We start from the raw sequence: 19,160 nt of genomic DNA, 5'->3' as shown, positions 1-19,160 counted from the left end.
TGTTGCACCTGTAACCTTCTAAAACAGGGATATTTTATTAGAGCCCTCAGGGAGGCTTCTTGTTAAATAAAGAGGTGATGAGTCACTGGGGAAACAATGAAAATTGATGCGTCACAACTGACAACAACTTTATTTTGCTTTTGGGCAAAAAGAAAAGCCCGCGGCTGCGGGCTTGGCGTCACTTTAAATATCAGCGGAATAAAAGGACTGGCTTAACGGTAAGTCAGCGTTGTGGTATCCGTTAACTTGTCGTTATCTTTAACGGTCAGTTCAACAGTGTGTTGTCCACGGCGGGCAAGGCGCAATACCACTTGACCGTTAGCACGGGTGCCATTGTCGAACGTCCACTTATGTTGTTTGATCACACCATCGGCATCATAGCTAGTCGAGATAAACATATCGACTAGCCATAAATTAATACGCTGAATTTGCGCAACGGGTGGTTGTTTAACATTGCCAGCAACCACTGTCAGCATTTGCGACGTGCTATGGGTTAGGCCGTCGTTATCAGTCACAGTTAGCGTGACCAAATACTCGCCGCTTTGGCTGTAACTGTGGGTCACAACCTCACCCACTGCCACAGTGTTATCACCAAAGCTCCACTCGGCTGATACGATTTGTCCATCACTGTCGGTTGAAGTGGATGTCAGTTGCACCGCTGCACCATTCACCACTTGAGTGAAACTGGCCACTGGCGCGACTTTTTCCGCTTCGAGCAAGAGTGAAATCACCACAGGATCGTGATCCGATGAGCGGTAAGCATCACTTGCGAATAAGTCTTGGATTTGAGCGGGCGTCTTAAACTCTTCGTTGTAATCCAATACACGTGGTTCGTCGGTATTGATATGCCACTGCGTCACATCCACCACTTTATCCAGCAGGGCTGCGTTCGCTAAAGCATGGTCCAACTGACCCGATTCAGCCGAGAATACATAGGAATAAGGGTTCGGTTTTTCAAGTTTGGCAAACAGCTCACTAAAGCCTGCATTACCTAAGGCCGTTAATGGATCTTCCTTCGCATAGGCGTTCAAATCACCAATCAGCAGTACGCCTTGATCTGGATATTGCTCGCTAATCCATTGACCTGCAGCCGTCGCCGCACGGGTACGAGTGATATTACAGTTGCCTTGACCGTCGTTAAGATCAGGTTCGCCCGCACATTCACTGCCCTTAGATTTAAGGTGATTAACCGCAACAACCACGCCTTCTTCACTGCCGTTCACACTAAAGGCTTGCGTCAGCATTGGACGGTTTTTGCTATCGTCAAACAAGGGCTGTTGATCGCTATCTAATGGCGAATTTGCACTAGATAGAATACGTGCAGCGCCCTGCGGCGTGACTTTATCACTGCGATAAATCAAGCCAACTGTGATGGCATCGGTGCCAATCGCATTCATGCCTGTTGGCGCGATATAAGCGTAACGCGCTTCACCTACAGCAGCATTCAAACCTGCGACTAAATCGGCAATGGCTGAATTAGCGCCAAAGCCATCGTTTTCAATTTCCATCAAACCAAATACATCGGCACTAATGCCCACCATGGCACTGACAATCTTCGCCTTTTGACGCTCAAACTCGCTTAAGGTATTGGCACCACGCGCGGTTGGGAAACCTGCACCTTGGCCGTCGCCATTGAAGTAGTTAAGCACGTTAAAGCTAGCGACTTTTAAATTACCACCTTCATTCAATGTGGGCGCAACAGGGCGTGGGTTTTCCGCCACAAAGTTCACCGTTTCGATTGGCATAATGCGATACAGATTAAAGCCATAGTGCATTACACCCGTAAGCGATGTGGCTTTATCGCCTACACGCACTGTGTTTGATGCGCTCAAACCAGGAGCGGGGAATTGCACAGGATCAGGATTCTGCGCCGTTAAACCGTCATCCAATAAAATACTGTCACGTTGGTTGGCTGCGCTCACCGCCAGCGCATCCGCGCCCGGCGCAGCCACCTGCGTACCAATAAAGTGGCGCTGACTGCCTAATGAAATCTCGCCATAACGGCCTAGGTTATAGACTTCATTCACCACTAAATCTTGGCTGAAACGAACCCGCATGCCCTCAAAGGGCTCAAAATCATCACTGCTGTTAACAGGTAAGGTCACTAGCGCGGCCGTTGGTAACGTTTGTCCTGTGGCACACAACTTGTGATCAGATAAAGTCGTTAGTTCAGTTAAGCCTTGATATTCAGTGACTTTGGCTTTTAAACGAATACGATCGCCTGCCACATAAGCTGTGGGTGCAGTGCCGGTATACACAAACACACCTTCCGAGGTTTGGGGATCGCTATCGACTTCGTTATCGGCCATTTGTACAAAAATGCCCTTAAGACCGGCTTCTTGATTACTGACGACAACCGCCTCAACCACTAAAGTTTGACCATTGAGAGGGCTAGCAGCGCCCGCGCCTTGAAGCGCATGAATTGCTGTGGCTTCTTCGCCGCACACTAAAGAGCTTGGTGGAGGGTCGACTGGATCGGTTGGCGTACCCGCACTGAATTTACCAAGATCAGAAACATCATCCTTCGCAAAACCTAGCCAAGTGCTAAAGCTTACTGCATCAGTACTGATAGGATCGGCAATCAGCAGATCAGGATTACGGCGCAGGGTATTATCTTGAGTAGAGAGATCACCACTGCCCCACTCGGCGCCGGGATCAACACCGACTTGGCCTAAACTATCAATGACTTGATTTTGATAGGTTAGTTCAATCGCATCGTCGCCGTTAAAGAAGCTGGCGCTACTCTGTTGATTTGTGACCACAAGGATATCGGCAGAAGAGTCATTATCGGCAACCACATAAGTCGCCCCCGCCGCTAAGGAGCCAGTGAGCGCAATGGTCGTGCCGACGTTTGTGCTGCCATTAAAATAGAAGCGCAATTGGTATTGGCTTAAATCAATAGCGCCCGCGGTTGGGTTATACAGTTCGATAGCTTTATTATTACTGCTGCCTTCGACATATTCAGAAATGATCAAATTATCCGCGCCATGGGCAAGCCCACAAACGCTGCTGATGGCTAACGCCAGCACAGTTTTAGTGTTAAACATTGAGACCCCTAAATGTATTGTTTTAATATTTGGTATTTAATTGATGCGCTTAGATGCTTCAAGGTGATGTCATCTCGAAGACTGACGATACTATAGGCGGTCAAGGTTACAAATTGGTTGCATCAAAGTTGCAACTTAAGGTGGATATTATTCGTGCGATTTAGCGATCAGAACTAGGAAGAAAGCAGTACGGGAGATGCTGGCCGCACTACACAGTGCGGCCAGAGATAAATCGAGGTTAATCAAGTAAGCAGAACAAATGGATGGCAATCCTGACAATCCTGACAATCCTGACAATCCTGACAATCCTGACAATCCTGACAATCCTGACACAGGGTTATAAGGGCTGAAGCTTTTCATCGAGTAAACTGACGAGCAGTAACTCACCTTGCAAATTCACTCTAAACTCACCGTATTTTGCTGCACTAAAATGATCGGCTTGTCCTTCTTCAAAGAAAAAGCTGTTCGATGCGAGTTTAATTTGATTACCACGGACACGAAACTGCACTCGTAGTTGATCTTTACCGAGTGCTTGGTCGGTATAAAAGTCGACAAAACGCGCCACTTTTTGCCCATCGACAGCCAGCAATAACTGCCCCTGCATTTGTTGCGGCGCTAAGGCGCTACGCACATCGCGTGCAATTGCATATTCAAGCGCCATGTAATCACCCTGCATTAATGAGCGCGGATCGACCGGTGCTAATGCAAAACGCACCACTTGGCCGTGATTAAGGAGTTGTTCGAATTTGAAAATGCGCCAATTCACGCCAGCGAGAATCGCCACTGTTGTGAATAATACGAGCCCAAGCGCCCATTTATGTGAAGCCGACAGTTTTCCCATCACATTGCCCATCACACAGTCTCCTTGGCATTTTCATTGGCAGGAAATAACCGCCACATCACTAACCTTGTCACCAACAGCAAGGCGCCTAAGCCCATCAAATAACCAGATTTAAGTAACAGAGTCGTTTCTAGGGAATAATAATACCCGCTGACAAATAACAGCGCCGACACCATTCCCATACCTTTCAACCAAGACTCGTTGCAATAATGGCCAAGCAAGATCAATAGAATAGCTGTTGATAAACCCTGCATAGGTAAGGATAAACCGCTAACGATGACTAAACCGATAACACACCCTAGCGCCGCTGGTGAGCTTAGTGATTGATGGCGCTCGCGCAAGATTGTCACCAATAAAAATCCGCAAATAGCGAAAATAATCAACAGATGAGTCAGTGTCAGCCACAGGCTTTGCTGCCAAGGGCTAAATAAGGCTTCAAAAATACTGTCCATACTAAAAGCGTGCATCAACTGCAACGAAAGCAACGCGAGTGCGAAACCATAGATGAGCATCCGAGCCCTGCGATAATGACGCCCGAACTGATTGATATTTAATAACACTAGACTAATGACTACGGTAAAAAGGCTTGGGCTAAAATTGAGCAGTTCAAATTTTGCCATCAGGCCAATCACGCACCAACTTAAGCAAAAAGCGAATACAAACTGGGCTAGCCCGTGGGCAATCAAGCCCCACAGTACCAATGTAATACCCGCCATACAGAGATACCATGTGAGGCTAAAATCATTGTTAATTAAATCAAATAATCCCCATGCCACACTGATCAAACCACTCAAACAGGCGGCAAAAGCAAATTGTTCAATAAAAATCTGTTGCCGCGGTAAAAAATACAGCCCAATCCCCAAGGCTAAATAGGTTAAGCCGATAAATAAAATGACATCTTCTTCAACATGCTCAAAAATGGCACCAAACACTGCCATCATGAAGCTCAATAAAAACAACGCCGCTATCCAAGCAGCAAACGCCTGCATAGTGGCAATATACCAAGGGATATCATGGTCTTCTGGCATTTGAGCTGCACTAACATTGCCTTCGGCATACAAAGCTTGCCAGTGTTTGATTAGACTTAATTCACTCGAAGCGTCGATTGACGTAACACTATCAGTGCAGGGTCGAGTGATCATTTCGCTATCCTGTAAACCATTATTGTTGCTCATGAACATCTCCCACGCCCACGCTCCCTTGGGTGGCGATTACTGCAAACTGAGGTTTAAGTTTCCGGCTTAGCTCCCTCAACCAAATACTCAAACCTATGCTTGCCAAAATGATATAAAGCCCAATAAACAAAAATCCACCTATGGGGTCATTATCCTCAAACATCAGCTTTATCAGTAACGCGGCGCCTACGGCAATCAGGCTAAAACCGCCCAAGGCCAAGGGATATATGCGTGGTAATCTATAACGAAAAATAACGAATCCGAATATCAGATGGGCAAAATAACCACAGAAGATCCCAGTGCTGAAGCTATCACGTTCAAGGAAATCGTCGAAAATAAGCCAAGTGATTAACCAAGTAAAACAACCCATAGCAAACAATGAACAGGCATATTCAAGGATTGGCGCATGCCAGCGCCCCGCGACTTTGTGGTCTAAAAGTACAAAAGCATAATAGATAACTAAATTCAAACAGATAAAGATCAGCAATTGTCCTTGAGCGCCCCAAAATAATCCCCAGAAATGGGAAAAGGAATCCAGAAATATCCCTATGCTGAGGTTTAGCAATCCCACCAGCAACAGCCACAAACCATCAAATCCCGCCACCCAAGCAAAGGGTAAGATAACAAATGCCCATAGCGCGAATAACTGCCAAGGATCGGCGCCCGTTTGATAGGTTTGCCCAACTAACGCTAATAAGCCACCGACTAACACACTTGCGGCCAGTAGCACGCCATTGGCGGTCGTCGCACCAAAAGTGCTGTCTTTACGATAAGGGCTAACGGGGGAATAAATGTTGGCACGATAATAGAGCCAAGCAAATGCGCTGATAGCAAGTATTATAGCCACTTCAATCAGTCCAAATTTGGCAAATCGCCCCAAAGATTGCCAATTATAAGCAAAGAAAAAAATCACCCCACAGGCAAAACTTAACGCACCGAACCAGAGTAATAAATGAGCGATTAAGCGACGCCAACTAGACCCATCCGGCAAGACTGTCACCTGTCGATAAAGCTTATTTGCCTGCTCTTGCGTGATATGTCCCTGTTCAACCCAACCACACACTTGAGATTTTATCTTGCTCAATGTGAAATCTCCCTCATCCTGTTTGCGCTAGCTTACTATGACAGATTTAAAATTCGCACTTTATCGACAGCATTGAACAAATTAAATTGTGTATACTTGTAAAAAATCATTCATGCTAAAAATAACAAGGGGTGACTATGATATTGAGCCAGTTGTGTCGTCTACTCTTTTGTTTAGCCTTAAGCATTAGCGCATTTACTGCGGCTATCGCCCAAGATAAAGTTCAGTCGCCAGCGATTCCCGAGTCAATTCCGACAATTCATGTCGGTGGTTATCAATTTGCTCCCTATGTCCATCAACAACAAGACGGCCGTTACACAGGTCTCACACTCGATATCATTAATGCATTAAATCAAGTACAACAAGAAGTGGTCTTTAAATTTGCCGTCACCAGTATTGAGCACAGATATAAAGCCTATTCCTTAGGTCGCTTCGACATGATGCTCTTTGAGAATCCCGCTTGGGGATGGCAAAAAATAGCGACTCAGTTTATTCCGCTACATATGATAGATGGTGAAGTCTTTATTGCACTTAAAACTAAAGCTCATAACCAAAGCTATTTCAAAAACTTAACCAACAAGTCAATTGCGTTCATCAAAGGATATCACTACCAGTTTGCCCACTTTGAAACCGATGCGAATACGCTGGCAAAGCAATTTCGTCCCTTGTTCGTCAGTCACAATAACGCCTCTATCGAAAGCATTCTGCGTGAACGCGCCGACCTAGCGCCCGTGACTAACTCTTACTTACAGTATTATTTAAAGGTTCATCCAGAAGAGAGAAAATTACTTTTAATATCAGATGAATGGGACCAAAAATACGCCAATGGCATTTTACTCAACCCCAGTTCACAGCTCGATAGCAAAAGGCTCTCACACTGGATTGAACTGCTCATCAATAATGGCAAACTCGCTGAACTCGCCGCCCAATACGGTATTCAATTAACCCCATAATTCGCTGTTTGTTTTTCAAACTCTGACGCTTCAATCGCGATGATTTATCAAGTTCTCATGAGCAATTTACGCGGCAGACAAGAGTGGCCCTAGCATAGCCAAAATACCAATGAGCAAGAAAATCAGCGCTTGCACTATGATCATCTGTCCACTATTTGGTGGACTCAGAGTGGCAATGTAAAACTGCCAAATCGCAAAGATCCCGTAGTTCATCCCGAGGAATAACAACAGGCTAAAGGCATACATCCCAGGGATCACCTTAAGTGCACAGGCTAAAAGTGCAACCGTTGAAACCACAAAAAATACCGATTGGCAGTGAAATAAGCACAGTAGCATTTGCTTGCTTTGCTGTGACACATTCGCCTTCAAGAGCGGCGCCAATAAAACCCGCTTACCATAGATTAAATGGTAGCCACAGACTCCAGCACTCAAAACAGTCGCTGCCATTATTGTTAATACCATAGTGCTCCTATTTAGTACTCATATTTGATTATCTTTGAATATCGTAAACTGAACTAAGAATTTAAAACTGAGGAGAATTTAAACCCAAGGCTTAAATACTTGACCATGTAACTAAGACCCTAAAAACTGCGGTTGAGTTTCAGCCGAGCGAAAATAAGCAACTTGGTTCTAAGCCCCTAAACCAAACAGGGCTAAAATCTATGGGAAAACCGACTCAATATGAATGACCCCATCAGCTCCTTAGTGCTTGTGCTTTAAGCAAAAAGGAGCCATCAGGCTCCTTAGTGCTTGTGCTTTAAGCAAAAAGGAGCCATCAGGCTCCTTTTCTTCACAATCCGTAAACGATTACCCTGACTAAAACCTACGATTACATAGTCGCCATAGTCCAATAATTTAAACGCTTTTGTGGATCGGCTAACAGGTTTTTACATTCTTCTTTATATTTACCCATTAACGCACCTAAGTTACTTGACCCCCCTAAGCTTTCGATTTGACGGGCTTTAGCATCGGCAACCGCTTGAGTGACCTCAGCTTCAGAGCTGTATTTCTTAGCTAAATTCTCAGACTCAATTTTAGAACTTTTTAAACGCTCACCCACGGCCTGCATTTGCGGTGCATTCATCGCCCCAATGGCTTCTGAGCTAATTTGATAGTAAGCGGCACATTCAATGGCTTCTTTACTAAACGCTTTTTCTGCTTCATCAGCCCAAACTGCAGTACTGGCACTTAAGACTAAACCACCTAATACTAACGTTTTTACCTGAGTTAACATGTTACTTTTCCTTTTAATCGCCATAAATAAACCTACTCAAGCCCTCGGTGGAGCTCAAGTTCGTAGATATAAAAATCTTGGTTACGCACAAAGCCTAAACCTTCATACAAGCCCTGCGCGCGCTGGTTTTTTTGCTGTGTTTCTAACATCAAATAACTCATATTATGCGCTTTGGCATAACTGGCGGCCTGTAGCACTAACGCCCGCCCAATACCGACACATCGGGCATGTTGAGTCACATACACATCATTGAGGATCAACATAGGGGCCAAACGTAACGATGAAAAACTGGGATACATTTGAACAAAACCTAATCCAAGCCCTTGATTATCTTTAGCTATAAATATCACCGATAAGCCATCTGACACTCTTGAATAAATAAACTGCTCCGCAGCCGCGAGATCATCCCTACGCCCATAAAACTGGCGGTACTCATTGAATAACACTGCAACCTCATGGACATGAGTCACATCTACTCGAGTTATAATGCTTGCCATGGGCCTTTCCTATTTATCATTAGAGTGTTGGCGGTCGTTGTCGCAATCGAAATTGCAGACTGTTTTTCACCGTTGGCCACTCGGTATCAATAATGGAATACACCACGGTATCGCGGATCGTACCGTCCTTAAGAATCTTATGATTTCGCAATACACCATCTTGCTTAGCGCCTAGTCTTGCAATGGCTTGTCTCGAAGCTTGATTATGCCAGTGAGTACGGAACTCAACGGCAATGGCATCTAAGGTTTCAAAAGCAAAGGTCAATAACAGCAGTTTAGCTTCAGTATTAATCCCAGTGCGCTGGGCACGTTTAGCATACCAAGTGTATCCAATCTCAAGACGGCGATTATCAGACTCCCAGTTGCAAATTCGCGTGCATCCGACGATTTCCCCTGACACTCTATCCCGCACCGCAAAGGGAAAACTCAGGCCCCGCGCTTTTTCTTCGAGCGCTTTAGCCACATAGAGCTTCATCTCAGTTGGCTCGGGGACACTGGTAAACCATAAACGCCAAAGTTGACCATCTGTGACGGCGAGACTCAATGCCGCCACATGGGACAAAGATAAGGGCTCAAGTACAATATGCTCACCACTTAAACAACCTAAGTTATCTTCACAGCCCACAGTATCGCCTCCGTTAGATGATAGAAAAGTGTGTTGTAGCGCACGTTTTTATCTAGCCTAACATTAAACGAGAATAAAAAAACACCCTATTTTCAGCATGATTGGACAAATTCATTCCATTGTCGGCGGTTTAGATTACCTAAAGCATAAGAGTGTAAAAAAATTTGAAAAAATGAGTACAAGGCAGTTAAAACAGATTGGAATAAATACTGCTGCGGAAGAACAAGCCGTGATGGCCAATCAATATCCGAGAAATAGCCAATGACATTGCGCAGTCGCGATAAGTGATTGGTGATTGGTGATTGGTGATTGGTGATTGGTGATTGGTGATTGATGATGACCAAAAGCGGCAATCGAGAGCAAAAACACCTAAACCTGTGGGCAGCATTTAGGCGTTTGTTATCTGGTGAAGTTAAAAGCTAAAGTTAAAAACCATGCACGCTGTTACTGACCCTAAACCAGCCCGCAATGCTATTACGCTGTGCCAAGGTTTTGGTCACTTCATGGGGAAAACGCTCACTGAGGAAAATCACAAAATGGCCCATTTTAGGCGCGATGCGCTCAATCTCAATATCGGCTTCATCATAGATAATCAACTCACCACAATCTGCCGCTTTCCAGTCAGGATTTAAGAAAAACACTGTGGTTAAAATACGATTTTGGCTGCCCTTAAGTGCATCAACATGTTTTTTATAAAAGGCCCCAGGCTGATATACCGCATAGTGGCTTTCATAATCGAATAAGCCCATAAACAAGCGACGATTCAAGCCATTTTTGAGTTGTGTCATCAACTCAAGATACTGGGCATCGGGCTCATTTTGCTCTTCTAGCCACTGTATTCTGTCACGGCGAATGTCTGGATTTAAGTGCTGTTCAGAACCTCGACCAATAGAGGCAGCTTTTAATTCATATATTTCAGTTGATTGAATTTTTTCCAATAGTACTTGGCTAATATAGAGAGGAACTAAGTCAGATAAAAAGATATAGCCTTTGTCTACCAAGGCATCAGCGATCACGTCCAGCATTGCTTCACTTAATTGCGAAACCATTATGCTACATCCAAAAAAGGGCTACGCTTTTGCTGTACTCAAGGGCTCAAGGAGGGATTAAGTGAGCCTGATTTTCGAGGGGCGTCGATAAGAGATATGATTGCCATATCTCAACGATAAATTTTGCGAAATTCTAGAATAAAGAAGACGGAATTACAACAAAATAAAAACCTATATAAACAACGCATTAACGTTAACCAAACAGTTCAACAGGCGCATCATGATCACTAAGCTGCAAACAACGCTCAAAGTGTAATCCAAGTTTGTTCAGCAAAGCTTTTGAAGCACTATTATGGGCGCTCACAATCGCGACAATACGCTCAATACCTAAACTTTTACCTAAGTCAAAAGCGGCTTTAGCCGCTTCGAATGCATAGCCCTTGCCCCAATATTGCGGCAAAAAAGCATAACCTATATCGACATTGTCCAGTGTCGGCCGTTTGATTAAACCGCAGATGCCAATGGTGAATCCATTCTCGGCGAGCACTACAGCATAAAAACCAAAACCGCACTCGGCATAACTTTTCATCGGTCCATTGACGATATAATCCTTAGCCTGCACAAGTGTGCGTACTCCTCTATCCCCGATATTCTCTACAAAGCCTTGGCTATTGAGCAAGACTAACATAAAAGAAGCGTCGGCTGGGGTTAACTGCCGCAGGATGAGTCTAGGAGTACGCGCAACTTGCATAGAATTTCTCCACTAAAAATAGAGGCGGATTTATAAATAACGGACGTACTGACTGCCGTCCTTTTGCGGTTTCTTAGGAGCGGTAACGGCTGGCGTCCCCACATACAAAAAGCCGACAATTTGATCGTGTGGCTCAAGACCTAAAGCAACATTCACATTCGCATCAAAGGCAAAATCCCCTGTACGCCACACTGCCCCTAAACCTAAGGCAAAGGCAGTCTGCTGCATTGCCATCGTCGCGCAGCCCGCTGCAATGAGCTGTTCAAGCACGGGGACTTTAGGATGTTGCTGCGTTTTCGCCACGACAGTAATCACCATAGGCGCACGCATTGGCATACCCTTAGCTTTATTGACAAAATCCTCATCGGCGCCGCTCGCTTTCGCTGCCTCAACAAAGATATCAGCCAAGGTATCTAACCCTTTTCCTACGGCAATAATAAATTCCCATGGCGCTAAGGCGCCATGATCTGGCACACGAATGGCAGCATCTAAGATGATTTTTAATTGACTCGCATCTGGAGCAGGAGCAGTTAATCGTGGGGTTGATTGGCGAGTGAGTAAAAGTTCAATAGCGTCCAAGTTCTTATCCTAGTTCGATATAAATTGCGCTCAAGCATAGCAAATTGCTGACAAAGAGGCATAAAAAAATCCCACCGCTTGAGTGGGATTTAACTTGTTGAGTGCACTTAACAATCGAGTGTGCTTAAAAATTAAATGCGCTTGAAAATCCGATGCAGTTAACAATTGAGCCCGCTTGAGAAAGACTTACTTAATCCCACAGCGCTTAGCGATGAAATAATCTAGGCTAGTGTAACGACCACCGCCTAAGGTAAAAAGCGCCAGCAACATAATAAAATAGGTGATCGCAAACTCAATACCATTATTAAGCACAGCAAAATTACCTGAACTGGTCAGCCAGTCATAGTTACCGTGCTCCTGCAATAACTCTTTGGCTTTTATCAGTTTATCCCCTGCCTCAAGCACTCTGTCATTCGTAAGCCAAGAACTACCATCGGCAATCGCTAACCAACCATTTGGCCAATGCACAGTCAATGCGGCGACCAACATAGTGACCATTAAAGGGATTGAAATCAGTCGCGTCGCGAGCCCAAGCAGTAACAAGATAGCGCCAAAGAACTCAGTTCCCGCCGCCAGTCCTGCCATTAACGCTGGCATTGGCAGACCTAAACCCCAATCGGGATTGGCAAACCAAGCAACCGTATCTTCAAAGTGAGCGAGCTTGTTATAGCCTGCTTGCATTAACACAGGTGCAAGGTAAATCCTAAGGGCTAATGGCGCTAAGCCTTCGAAATAGCGGCTCATATTGAGCAGTTTCTGATAAAGGGATACGAGTAGCATAAGGTCTCTATTAGTAGTTAGTAGGCTGATTTATTGGCTTGCAGGAATAGACCCTAGCAAGGCAATAAATCTTTCATGGCCTAGGCTTCTTTTTCAATCGCTTCCTGATTCAGCTCCTTGAGATCTTGAATGAGTCCACCTAACTTTTTATAAAAATGCTTAGACTGCTGCTCCGATAAGCTCGCATTCATCGCCAACAGCAAAGTCCCAAATGCCTCAGTATTTTTACGTAAAAACACTTTATGTTGCTCTGACTTAAGCTCATCGGGCTGCGTCATCAGCAAGGTCAAACGCTCGGTTAATAATGCTTTATCAGCGCGCTGACCCAGTGCAACCTCAAACTGGCGTAACCATTCGTGTCTGTACTCAAGCCACATATCTAAGGTGGATAAACGCTGTTGATTATATTGGTGAATAAGCACTTTTTGCTCCGCAGTTACACTTCCAAGCCAATCATCAAATTGGGTTTGAAGGTTTTCATCGGCATCTTTTTGTAACTGTTCAGGGGTTTTACCCGCAAATTCTTTAACAAGCTCCTGCTCTTCCTCCCGTAATTTTGTGAGGATCTGCTTCACCTGTTCATCGGACAAAGACATTATGATAGGTAGAAGCTCGGGCAAGGCGAACTCAAACAATCGAAACCAATGCCGCTTAGCAATATTCACATGATCTGCCCATAGCACTGGCGTTAACGTATTGGTTTTTATGAGGCCTTCGACTTCGGTCAATTGCACCACATAATGAGCTAACTCTTTGGATTGGTGCCAAATGACAAATTTTTCAATGAGGGCATCGAATGCCTTTTGCTGAGATTTATCTAAGGTAACATAATCCTCTTGCTCCCAGCCGATGGCCCAGTCAAGGAAATGGTAACTGAATTTAGTGGAGCAGGCGCTTAAGCCTAAGAGACACACAAGTAGCATCACGCCTTTTTTCATACTGAATAATCCATCCTAGAATTGTTGCTAATAAGACGCTTGAGACTATATAAAGTTGCTTTTTATATCAAACAAGTTTGTCTAATAAAGGTTTTCAGTATGTTCTACCCGCATGTCCCACCAATCGCGCGGTCAATGCCATAAGGGAATGAGCCATTATCATCAGATGGAAACTAAGCACACGCAATAATGGCTATTTGGGGGTGATCAGCGGCCAGAAGCAATCAAACCAAGCAAGGTAGTCGGCGCTACAACTGGGTTCTGTTTGCGCTGCCATCAATAATGCCCAGTAGCAAGCAAATACCCAATACATGTCAATAGCGGCAGGTACTGCCGTTACGGCTTGTGCAGTAACATAAGGATGTCCACTCAGATACTGTTTCACCAACAGACTTTGCTGATAGGCCGTTAACCCATGGGTCGCTAACACTACAGCTAACTCACACAGTGGATGCGACGCCGTCGCATACTCAAAATCGATACAACACAAGCGGTTATTTTTGAGTAACAAATTATGGGGATTAAGATCACGATGGCAAAACTGCGGCTTGATTATGCAAGCTGCTAACTCATCACACCAATGTTTGATTTCAATTTGAATTGCAAGCAGCTTAGCCACCCGCTCATTCCAATCACGAGTATTGCTATCACCAATATCACTACCCTGCTTCAATGGCACAGCACGCCTTAATACTGGCTCACTAAATGTTGCAGAAGTCTGATAGGCAAGCATTTGCTGGTGATATTCCTGCCACTGCTCAGTGATACTAATAGCATAAGGCCCTGTAGGCAGATCGCGTAATTGCAGCAATAACGCCAATAGCAAACAATGGGCTTGGTTAGGATGCGTTGCTTGTTCTGCTGCCGGAAACTGTGAATAGTTAAACGTCGATTGCCCCAGCACAAAATCAGCAGCACTCGTTTGGCGCTCTAACGCTGGCCAGTGGATTAAGACCTCGTTTTCAATATCGTCACTTTCAATATAATCACTTTCAATAAAATCACTGAGGTAATAACGCTCATCTTCGCTCACCCACAACAGTTCAGGAGCAAGTTTAGCTTGAGCCAATTGCTGCCAGTAAAAACGCTCCTGCTGGCGGTTGCAAAAACTGTCCGCCGCATCCGCATTCACCCGCAGCACATAACTGCCTGCGGGCGTAGTGATTTTATAGTTGTGATTACTTAAGCCGCCCGCAAGCTCATGAATACTTAACACGTTAACTAGCCCAGCACTTTTGAGTATGGGGTAAAGTGCTTTGAATGGCTCGCCTGCTGAGCGTTGCATCGAGGCGTTTATATCGAGCATTAACTGAGTAACTTCAAGGTATTAGCTTCACGGGCGTCGACTAACGCGGTTCGCCACAGGAAATATCCCACGACCGCCAGCCCCACATAAAGCACGAATAACAAGGATGTCAGCATCAAGCCTTTGCTGAGGTAAAGGTAAATCGACACTATGTCAATAACCACCCAATAAAGCCAATTCTCAAGTACCTTTTTTGCCACTAAATAAGTCGTCATCACGGCGAAACAGGTTGTCGCCGCATCTAGATACGGGAATGCGGCTTGGGTATACGTCGCCATACCGTGACCAACCAAAAGCGAAATCACGCCCGTCGCTGCGATCAACTTTAAATGGGTTTTCAATGGCCAAGTGGTCACTTTTACGCCTTGATGCTTATCACCACCTTGGGTCCAGAGCCAATATCCATAGAGCGCCATCGCCATGTAATAGACGTTAAGCACAGACTCCATCAGTAGCGACACCTTCCAAAACAACACAGTGTAAATGGCGGTACTGGCAAAGGCCGCCGCCCAGCACCACACACTGGCCTTCATCGCCAGCAGTAAATATGCCATCGCCAGCAATACCGCGAGTGCTTCCCATACGGTCATCACATGGACTTCACCAAAGGCCGTATTAACGCTATCGACCAAGGTTAACCATAAATCTGTCATAGTGTTGTTCTTATTGCCTATTTGTCGCTTACATGGCGGTCAATCATTATTCGCTGTGAGCTAAATTCAGCTCACCACCGATAAACTTACACACAAATACCGCCTTGCCCCACTTCTCATGGGCCGCTTGCATCTCGGTCGCCAGCATAGTCATCACATCTAAATAATCGCCGCACACTTGAGTTGCCATCGCATTAGTCACGCGCTCGATATTGGGATAGCTATCCACGCGGCCAATAAACCACTTGATAGGATCGAGGTAATTTTCATTAAAGGGATACATGCTAATTTCTGCGGTCAGTTTCATTTTAATTCCTTGATATTCTGAAGTAAGGTTGTAGCCCAAATACTGGGCTACAGTTCAGTTAACACTTAAATGATTATGCTCACTTTAAAATGAGCTATTACATAAACTTAACGTTAAAGGTTACGCCAATCTGACGCGGATCGCCGTAACGAATATATTGTTTTTCCGCCCAACCGTTATCTGGCTCATTGCCAAAATAGAAGCCACGCACACCGTATTCTTCATTAAACAGATTGCGTCCCCATAAATATGCCGACCAGGCGCTCGCCTCATAACCTATACGGGCATTGACGATAGTGTAGGGTTCAGAGCGGGATTCATTGCTGTCTGAATAATAGAATTCACTCTTACCGCTAAGATTCAGGTTAGCAAACCAACCCGAATTGGCACGATAAGTCCCACCAAGGCTGTAGGTAAGATGTGGAGAATGGGCTAGATCGCGGCCAGTTAAATCCACCTCAGTGCCATATTTGTCCTGATACTGGTAGTCACCGTAGGCCGTTTCTAACCAACCTAAGCTTGAGTAAACTTGCAGATTATCCGTGGCATACCAGGTTGCATCTAACTCAGCGCCATAGTTATTCGAACTGCCTGCATTTTCAGTGAACAAGATAAAACGCTGTGGTTTATCGGGATCTTGCTGTGATGCAGCCACCTGTTGATCTTGCCTGTCCATATAGAACAGCGCCAAATTAGTATCGATAAGTCCCGCTAACCAATGGGATTTAAGGCCGATTTCATAGTTATAGAGCGTCTCAGTACTAAACTCTTTTTTATCGTTCAATTCGACGGGTAAAGTCATGTTGAAACCGCCCGCCTTGTAACCGCGTGCGACTCGGACATAAGCATTGTGCGAGTCGTTCAGCACTTTACTCACAGCAATATGACCGCCCCACATGGTTTCGCTCGGGTCGAAATTATCGTTATTCGTATCAGAGTAATGGCTGTTGCGGCGCTCTAAACGTAGCCCCACAGATAAAGCATAATTTGAGCCCAAATCCGTATCGAGCTGACCAAACAGTGCATAGTTTGTCGCCTCATACTCTGAGTCTAAGACTTCATCCGGCGAAGCATTGTATTCAGAATACAATTGGTTATCTTCTTTCAGATTCATGGCATACACACCAAGCAACCAATCAGTACTCTCTGCAAAAATACGGCCCTGCTCGGTAGAACTTAGGCGAAACTCTTGCGACGCGGTTTTACGCTGACCCGTTTTATCCCAAAAATAATCGTATTGACACGGCGCCAGATTGCCATTGTCATCATTGCATTGCTTAGAGGCCCAATATTCTGAGTTAGCCCAATCGCCATCGTAACTGTAATGGTGATCGGTATTGGCAAAAGAGGTTAACGAAGTTAATTCGAAGTTTTCTGCGCCAGAATAGGTCGCTTTAAAACCCGCGCCTGTGGTGCGTTGGCTATCAACACCCGGTTGATCCGATGTTGTCTGGGTTGGTGAATTGGTTAAACTCCACACATCATAGCCATTATCGAAATCGGCATGCAGCACAGTTAAATCAAACTGCAAATCATCAGTCGCATACCAGCGCAGCTTAGCGCGGCCGCTGAATTCATCGCGACCATTGGTATCATCACGGTCTAAATACAGATTATCGTGGTAACCATTTTGCTGATGTTGCTGCATTGACACACGATAAAGCAGCTTGCCAGAATCCGTTAATGGGCCAGAACTGAAACCGCTAAAAGTGCGCAAATCATCATCGCCTAACGACACTTCGCCGCCATGCTCAAACACATCAGTTGGATCGTTACTCTTCAGATAAATCAATCCCGCTAAGGCATTCGCGCCGTAACGCGTCCCCTGCGGTCCACGAAGCACTTCGACCTGCTGTAAATCGTACATGCTCGACACCATACCAATACCGGATAAATCGATATCATCTATGATGTAACCCACGGAAGAATTAGGTGCGCCTTGGTATTGTTCCTGCTCTCCTACACCGCGAATTTGAAAATATTTCGGCCGCGAGCTTCCACCTGACCAGTTAAAATTGGCGATAGAATTAAGCAGATCTTCAAAGTGTTGCGCACTTTCATCTTGAATTTTTTGACTGTCGATAACGGTAATGCTGGAGGGCATTTTTTCTAAGCTTGAACTGCGAAAATCCGCCGTCACCACTATGACTTCCATCTCAGTGCTGGGATCGGGTCTGTCAATAGCGTCGGTTTGTGCAAAAACAGGGGTGCTCAGCGCTGCGGCGATGGCTAACGCCAGCGGCGCTCGGGCTAAAAATAAGCTTGGCGATACGGTTGAAAATGGAGATTGATGGTTTGACGTTTTACGGTTTGACATAGGACCTCAAATATAATGTTTGAGATCCGGCAACGAATAAGCGATTCAGAAGTGTGCTGTTGATTGGCCCATTCCTACGCCGGTATTAGCCGGATCAGGTTCTAAGGGTTCGTCAGATGACATCTCAGTTTGCAGCCGTCAACGTTAAAATCAGAGTAACATTAATGCACAACAAACACCCCTTGGCGGCGCCTAGTATACATGACGGAAATAAAAAGTGGGCACTCTTATCTCTGCGATTCAATTAAATGTCGCGAAAACCACTGCCCTTCACTTCGTATGATGAAAATGTCTTTAGTATCAGCCTAAATCCTTTCGTCCATTTGACCGCCTATCATGATAATGCTATAGAAGGTCGCAATTTCGAACACAGTAAGAGGATCATAGTCGATGCAGCTAAAACCTTTATCGAAAGGACGTTATAGCCAGCGATGGGAGCAAGACTATCCACTTATTGAAGCGGTTGTACTTAGCTGTATCAGCGAAATAAAAATGCTCAAAAAAGGCGCTCACCTCATGACGCAGGGGGAAGCGATGGCATCACTTGTATTGGTGAAGCAAGGTCGAGTATCGCTCGGCCATACCGCGAGAAATGGTCGGTGTTTTCAATTAGGTACTATTGATTGTGATTCACAACTGTTTGGCGAAATGGAGTTCTTCACCCAGTACCACTGTCAACTAGACATTATTGCCAGTGAACCCTTAGAAATCATGTTGATTAGCGCTGAAAAACTGCAACATTGCCTCGGTCAACACCCTCAACTCGCGCTATTTTTCGCTAGTGCAATTGCGATTGACTACCAAGACACAGTGGATATTTTTACTCGGCGACTGCTCTATCCCATCAGTTATAACGTGGCATTTGATATTTACCATGAATACTTAAATGACTTGCCCGTAGATGGCTTTAGTAAACGTTATTTAGAGGCTGAACGATTTGGCACTACCGACCGAGTCTACCGTCGGGCACTACAAAATCTTGAGGAACGAGGCTTAATTGAGCGGAAAAAAGATGGCATTCGGATTTGTGATCTCAACGCACTCAAGAAATTTGTTGAAGCAGGTATATAACCGCTTTCAACAT

The 19,160-nt window shown here is 45.1% G+C and carries 19 protein-coding genes and 1 riboswitch; of the genes, 2 read left to right on the top strand and 17 right to left on the bottom strand.

Annotation, left to right across the window (positions count from 1 at the left end):
* Positions 1–212: 212 nt before the first annotated feature.
* The 4 genes from L5M17_RS01320 to L5M17_RS01305 all read right to left on the bottom strand — a co-directional run bounded on the left by L5M17_RS01320 (position 213) and on the right by L5M17_RS01305 (position 6,147).
* Entirely contained in the window at positions 213–3,047 is a 2,835-nt protein-coding gene (locus L5M17_RS01320; RefSeq protein WP_263144660.1) for an ExeM/NucH family extracellular endonuclease, read from the bottom strand.
* Between the two features lie 337 nt (positions 3,048–3,384).
* Positions 3,385–3,900 carry a GDYXXLXY domain-containing protein gene (locus L5M17_RS01315; protein WP_105252757.1) on the bottom strand — a complete coding sequence of 172 codons (516 nt, stop codon included), beginning with the start codon at positions 3,898–3,900 and terminating at the stop codon, positions 3,385–3,387.
* Entirely contained in the window at positions 3,900–5,063 is a 1,164-nt protein-coding gene (locus L5M17_RS01310) for a DUF4401 domain-containing protein (protein WP_263144658.1), read from the bottom strand. The genes L5M17_RS01315 and L5M17_RS01310 overlap by 1 nt, the downstream gene beginning before the upstream one ends.
* The gene (locus L5M17_RS01305) at positions 5,050–6,147 is read right to left on the bottom strand and encodes a DUF2157 domain-containing protein (RefSeq protein ID WP_263144654.1); all 1,098 of its coding nucleotides are present in this window, start codon (positions 6,145–6,147) and stop codon (positions 5,050–5,052) included. Before L5M17_RS01305 ends, L5M17_RS01310 begins: the two co-directional genes overlap by 14 nt.
* Positions 6,148–6,284: 137 nt before the next feature.
* Between L5M17_RS01305 and L5M17_RS01300 the strand changes: the two genes are divergently transcribed.
* On the top strand, positions 6,285–7,100 hold the full coding sequence (locus L5M17_RS01300; RefSeq protein ID WP_028760285.1) for a substrate-binding periplasmic protein: 816 nt from the start codon (positions 6,285–6,287) through the stop codon (positions 7,098–7,100).
* A 66-nt stretch (positions 7,101–7,166) separates the two neighbouring features.
* On the opposite strand, the gene L5M17_RS01295 is transcribed toward L5M17_RS01300, so the two are convergent.
* The 13 genes from L5M17_RS01295 to L5M17_RS01235 all read right to left on the bottom strand — a co-directional run bounded on the left by L5M17_RS01295 (position 7,167) and on the right by L5M17_RS01235 (position 18,076).
* Entirely contained in the window at positions 7,167–7,562 is a 396-nt protein-coding gene (locus L5M17_RS01295; protein ID WP_113938740.1) for a hypothetical protein, read from the bottom strand.
* Between the two features lie 367 nt (positions 7,563–7,929).
* Positions 7,930–8,334 carry a hypothetical protein gene (locus L5M17_RS01290; protein ID WP_105252762.1) on the bottom strand — a complete coding sequence of 135 codons (405 nt, stop codon included), beginning with the start codon at positions 8,332–8,334 and terminating at the stop codon, positions 7,930–7,932.
* 32 nt (positions 8,335–8,366) lie between these two features.
* Entirely contained in the window at positions 8,367–8,831 is a 465-nt protein-coding gene (locus tag L5M17_RS01285) for a GNAT family N-acetyltransferase (protein ID WP_263144650.1), read from the bottom strand.
* 19 nt (positions 8,832–8,850) lie between these two features.
* Complete coding sequence (locus L5M17_RS01280) at positions 8,851–9,456, bottom strand: GNAT family N-acetyltransferase (protein WP_131525840.1); 606 nt, start codon at positions 9,454–9,456, stop codon at positions 8,851–8,853.
* A gap of 425 nt (positions 9,457–9,881) precedes the next feature.
* Positions 9,882–10,505, bottom strand: a complete 624-nt coding sequence (locus L5M17_RS01275; RefSeq protein WP_212599805.1) for a 2OG-Fe(II) oxygenase — start codon at positions 10,503–10,505, stop codon at positions 9,882–9,884.
* A 193-nt stretch (positions 10,506–10,698) separates the two neighbouring features.
* Positions 10,699–11,196, bottom strand: coding sequence for a GNAT family N-acetyltransferase (locus L5M17_RS01270; protein ID WP_212599804.1), 498 nt, complete (start codon positions 11,194–11,196; stop codon positions 10,699–10,701).
* Between the two features lie 30 nt (positions 11,197–11,226).
* Positions 11,227–11,775 (bottom strand): NAD(P)H nitroreductase, encoded by a 549-nt coding sequence (locus tag L5M17_RS01265; protein WP_263144645.1) that lies wholly within the window; start codon positions 11,773–11,775, stop codon positions 11,227–11,229.
* Between the two features lie 186 nt (positions 11,776–11,961).
* Positions 11,962–12,555, bottom strand: a complete 594-nt coding sequence (locus L5M17_RS01260) for a DoxX family protein (RefSeq protein ID WP_263144641.1) — start codon at positions 12,553–12,555, stop codon at positions 11,962–11,964.
* Positions 12,556–12,635: 80 nt separating this feature from the next.
* Positions 12,636–13,493, bottom strand: coding sequence for a DUF6279 family lipoprotein (locus L5M17_RS01255; protein ID WP_113938746.1), 858 nt, complete (start codon positions 13,491–13,493; stop codon positions 12,636–12,638).
* A gap of 193 nt (positions 13,494–13,686) precedes the next feature.
* Entirely contained in the window at positions 13,687–14,799 is a 1,113-nt protein-coding gene (locus L5M17_RS01250) for a phosphotransferase (RefSeq protein WP_263144638.1), read from the bottom strand.
* Positions 14,799–15,452 carry a nicotinamide riboside transporter PnuC gene (gene pnuC / locus L5M17_RS01245; protein ID WP_263144633.1) on the bottom strand — a complete coding sequence of 218 codons (654 nt, stop codon included), beginning with the start codon at positions 15,450–15,452 and terminating at the stop codon, positions 14,799–14,801. The genes L5M17_RS01250 and pnuC overlap by 1 nt, the downstream gene beginning before the upstream one ends.
* Before the next feature lie 46 nt (positions 15,453–15,498).
* The gene (locus L5M17_RS01240) at positions 15,499–15,759 is read right to left on the bottom strand and encodes a hypothetical protein (protein ID WP_028760297.1); all 261 of its coding nucleotides are present in this window, start codon (positions 15,757–15,759) and stop codon (positions 15,499–15,501) included.
* Positions 15,760–15,856: 97 nt separating this feature from the next.
* Positions 15,857–18,076, bottom strand: a complete 2,220-nt coding sequence (locus tag L5M17_RS01235) for a TonB-dependent receptor (protein ID WP_263144632.1) — start codon at positions 18,074–18,076, stop codon at positions 15,857–15,859.
* Positions 18,077–18,130: 54 nt separating this feature from the next.
* A riboswitch (TPP riboswitch) is annotated at positions 18,131–18,269 on the bottom strand.
* 197 nt (positions 18,270–18,466) lie between these two features.
* Between L5M17_RS01235 and L5M17_RS01230 the strand changes: the two genes are divergently transcribed.
* Complete coding sequence (locus tag L5M17_RS01230) at positions 18,467–19,147, top strand: Crp/Fnr family transcriptional regulator (RefSeq protein ID WP_012196926.1); 681 nt, start codon at positions 18,467–18,469, stop codon at positions 19,145–19,147.
* The last annotated feature ends 13 nt before the right edge of the window (positions 19,148–19,160 follow it).

It is taken from the genome of Shewanella sp. SW24, from assembly GCF_025653395.1.
Taxonomy (GTDB): Bacteria; Pseudomonadota; Gammaproteobacteria; order Enterobacterales; family Shewanellaceae; genus Shewanella; species Shewanella oncorhynchi.
Note: the sequence above shows the minus strand (reverse complement) of the source record. Positions and strands in the feature narration are given on the sequence as shown.

Excerpts from the sequence above, each read along its gene's own strand:
- L5M17_RS01235 (WP_263144632.1), bottom strand. The coding sequence starts at position 18,076 with ATGTCAAACCGTAAAACGTCAAACCATCAATCTCCATTTTCAACCGTA.
- L5M17_RS01295 (WP_113938740.1), bottom strand. The coding sequence starts at position 7,562 with ATGGTATTAACAATAATGGCAGCGACTGTTTTGAGTGCTGGAGTCTGT.
- L5M17_RS01260 (WP_263144641.1), bottom strand. The coding sequence starts at position 12,555 with ATGCTACTCGTATCCCTTTATCAGAAACTGCTCAATATGAGCCGCTAT.
- L5M17_RS01270 (WP_212599804.1), bottom strand. The coding sequence starts at position 11,196 with ATGCAAGTTGCGCGTACTCCTAGACTCATCCTGCGGCAGTTAACCCCA.
- L5M17_RS01255 (WP_113938746.1), bottom strand. The coding sequence starts at position 13,493 with ATGAAAAAAGGCGTGATGCTACTTGTGTGTCTCTTAGGCTTAAGCGCC.
- L5M17_RS01300 (WP_028760285.1), top strand. The coding sequence starts at position 6,285 with ATGATATTGAGCCAGTTGTGTCGTCTACTCTTTTGTTTAGCCTTAAGC.
- L5M17_RS01230 (WP_012196926.1), top strand. The coding sequence starts at position 18,467 with ATGCAGCTAAAACCTTTATCGAAAGGACGTTATAGCCAGCGATGGGAG.
- L5M17_RS01240 (WP_028760297.1), bottom strand. The coding sequence starts at position 15,759 with ATGAAACTGACCGCAGAAATTAGCATGTATCCCTTTAATGAAAATTAC.
- L5M17_RS01285 (WP_263144650.1), bottom strand. The coding sequence starts at position 8,831 with ATGGCAAGCATTATAACTCGAGTAGATGTGACTCATGTCCATGAGGTT.
- L5M17_RS01250 (WP_263144638.1), bottom strand. The coding sequence starts at position 14,799 with ATGCTCGATATAAACGCCTCGATGCAACGCTCAGCAGGCGAGCCATTC.
- L5M17_RS01290 (WP_105252762.1), bottom strand. The coding sequence starts at position 8,334 with ATGTTAACTCAGGTAAAAACGTTAGTATTAGGTGGTTTAGTCTTAAGT.
- L5M17_RS01320 (WP_263144660.1), bottom strand. The coding sequence starts at position 3,047 with ATGTTTAACACTAAAACTGTGCTGGCGTTAGCCATCAGCAGCGTTTGT.
- L5M17_RS01275 (WP_212599805.1), bottom strand. The coding sequence starts at position 10,505 with ATGGTTTCGCAATTAAGTGAAGCAATGCTGGACGTGATCGCTGATGCC.
- pnuC (WP_263144633.1), bottom strand. The coding sequence starts at position 15,452 with ATGACAGATTTATGGTTAACCTTGGTCGATAGCGTTAATACGGCCTTT.
- L5M17_RS01310 (WP_263144658.1), bottom strand. The coding sequence starts at position 5,063 with ATGAGCAACAATAATGGTTTACAGGATAGCGAAATGATCACTCGACCC.
- L5M17_RS01315 (WP_105252757.1), bottom strand. The coding sequence starts at position 3,900 with ATGGGCAATGTGATGGGAAAACTGTCGGCTTCACATAAATGGGCGCTT.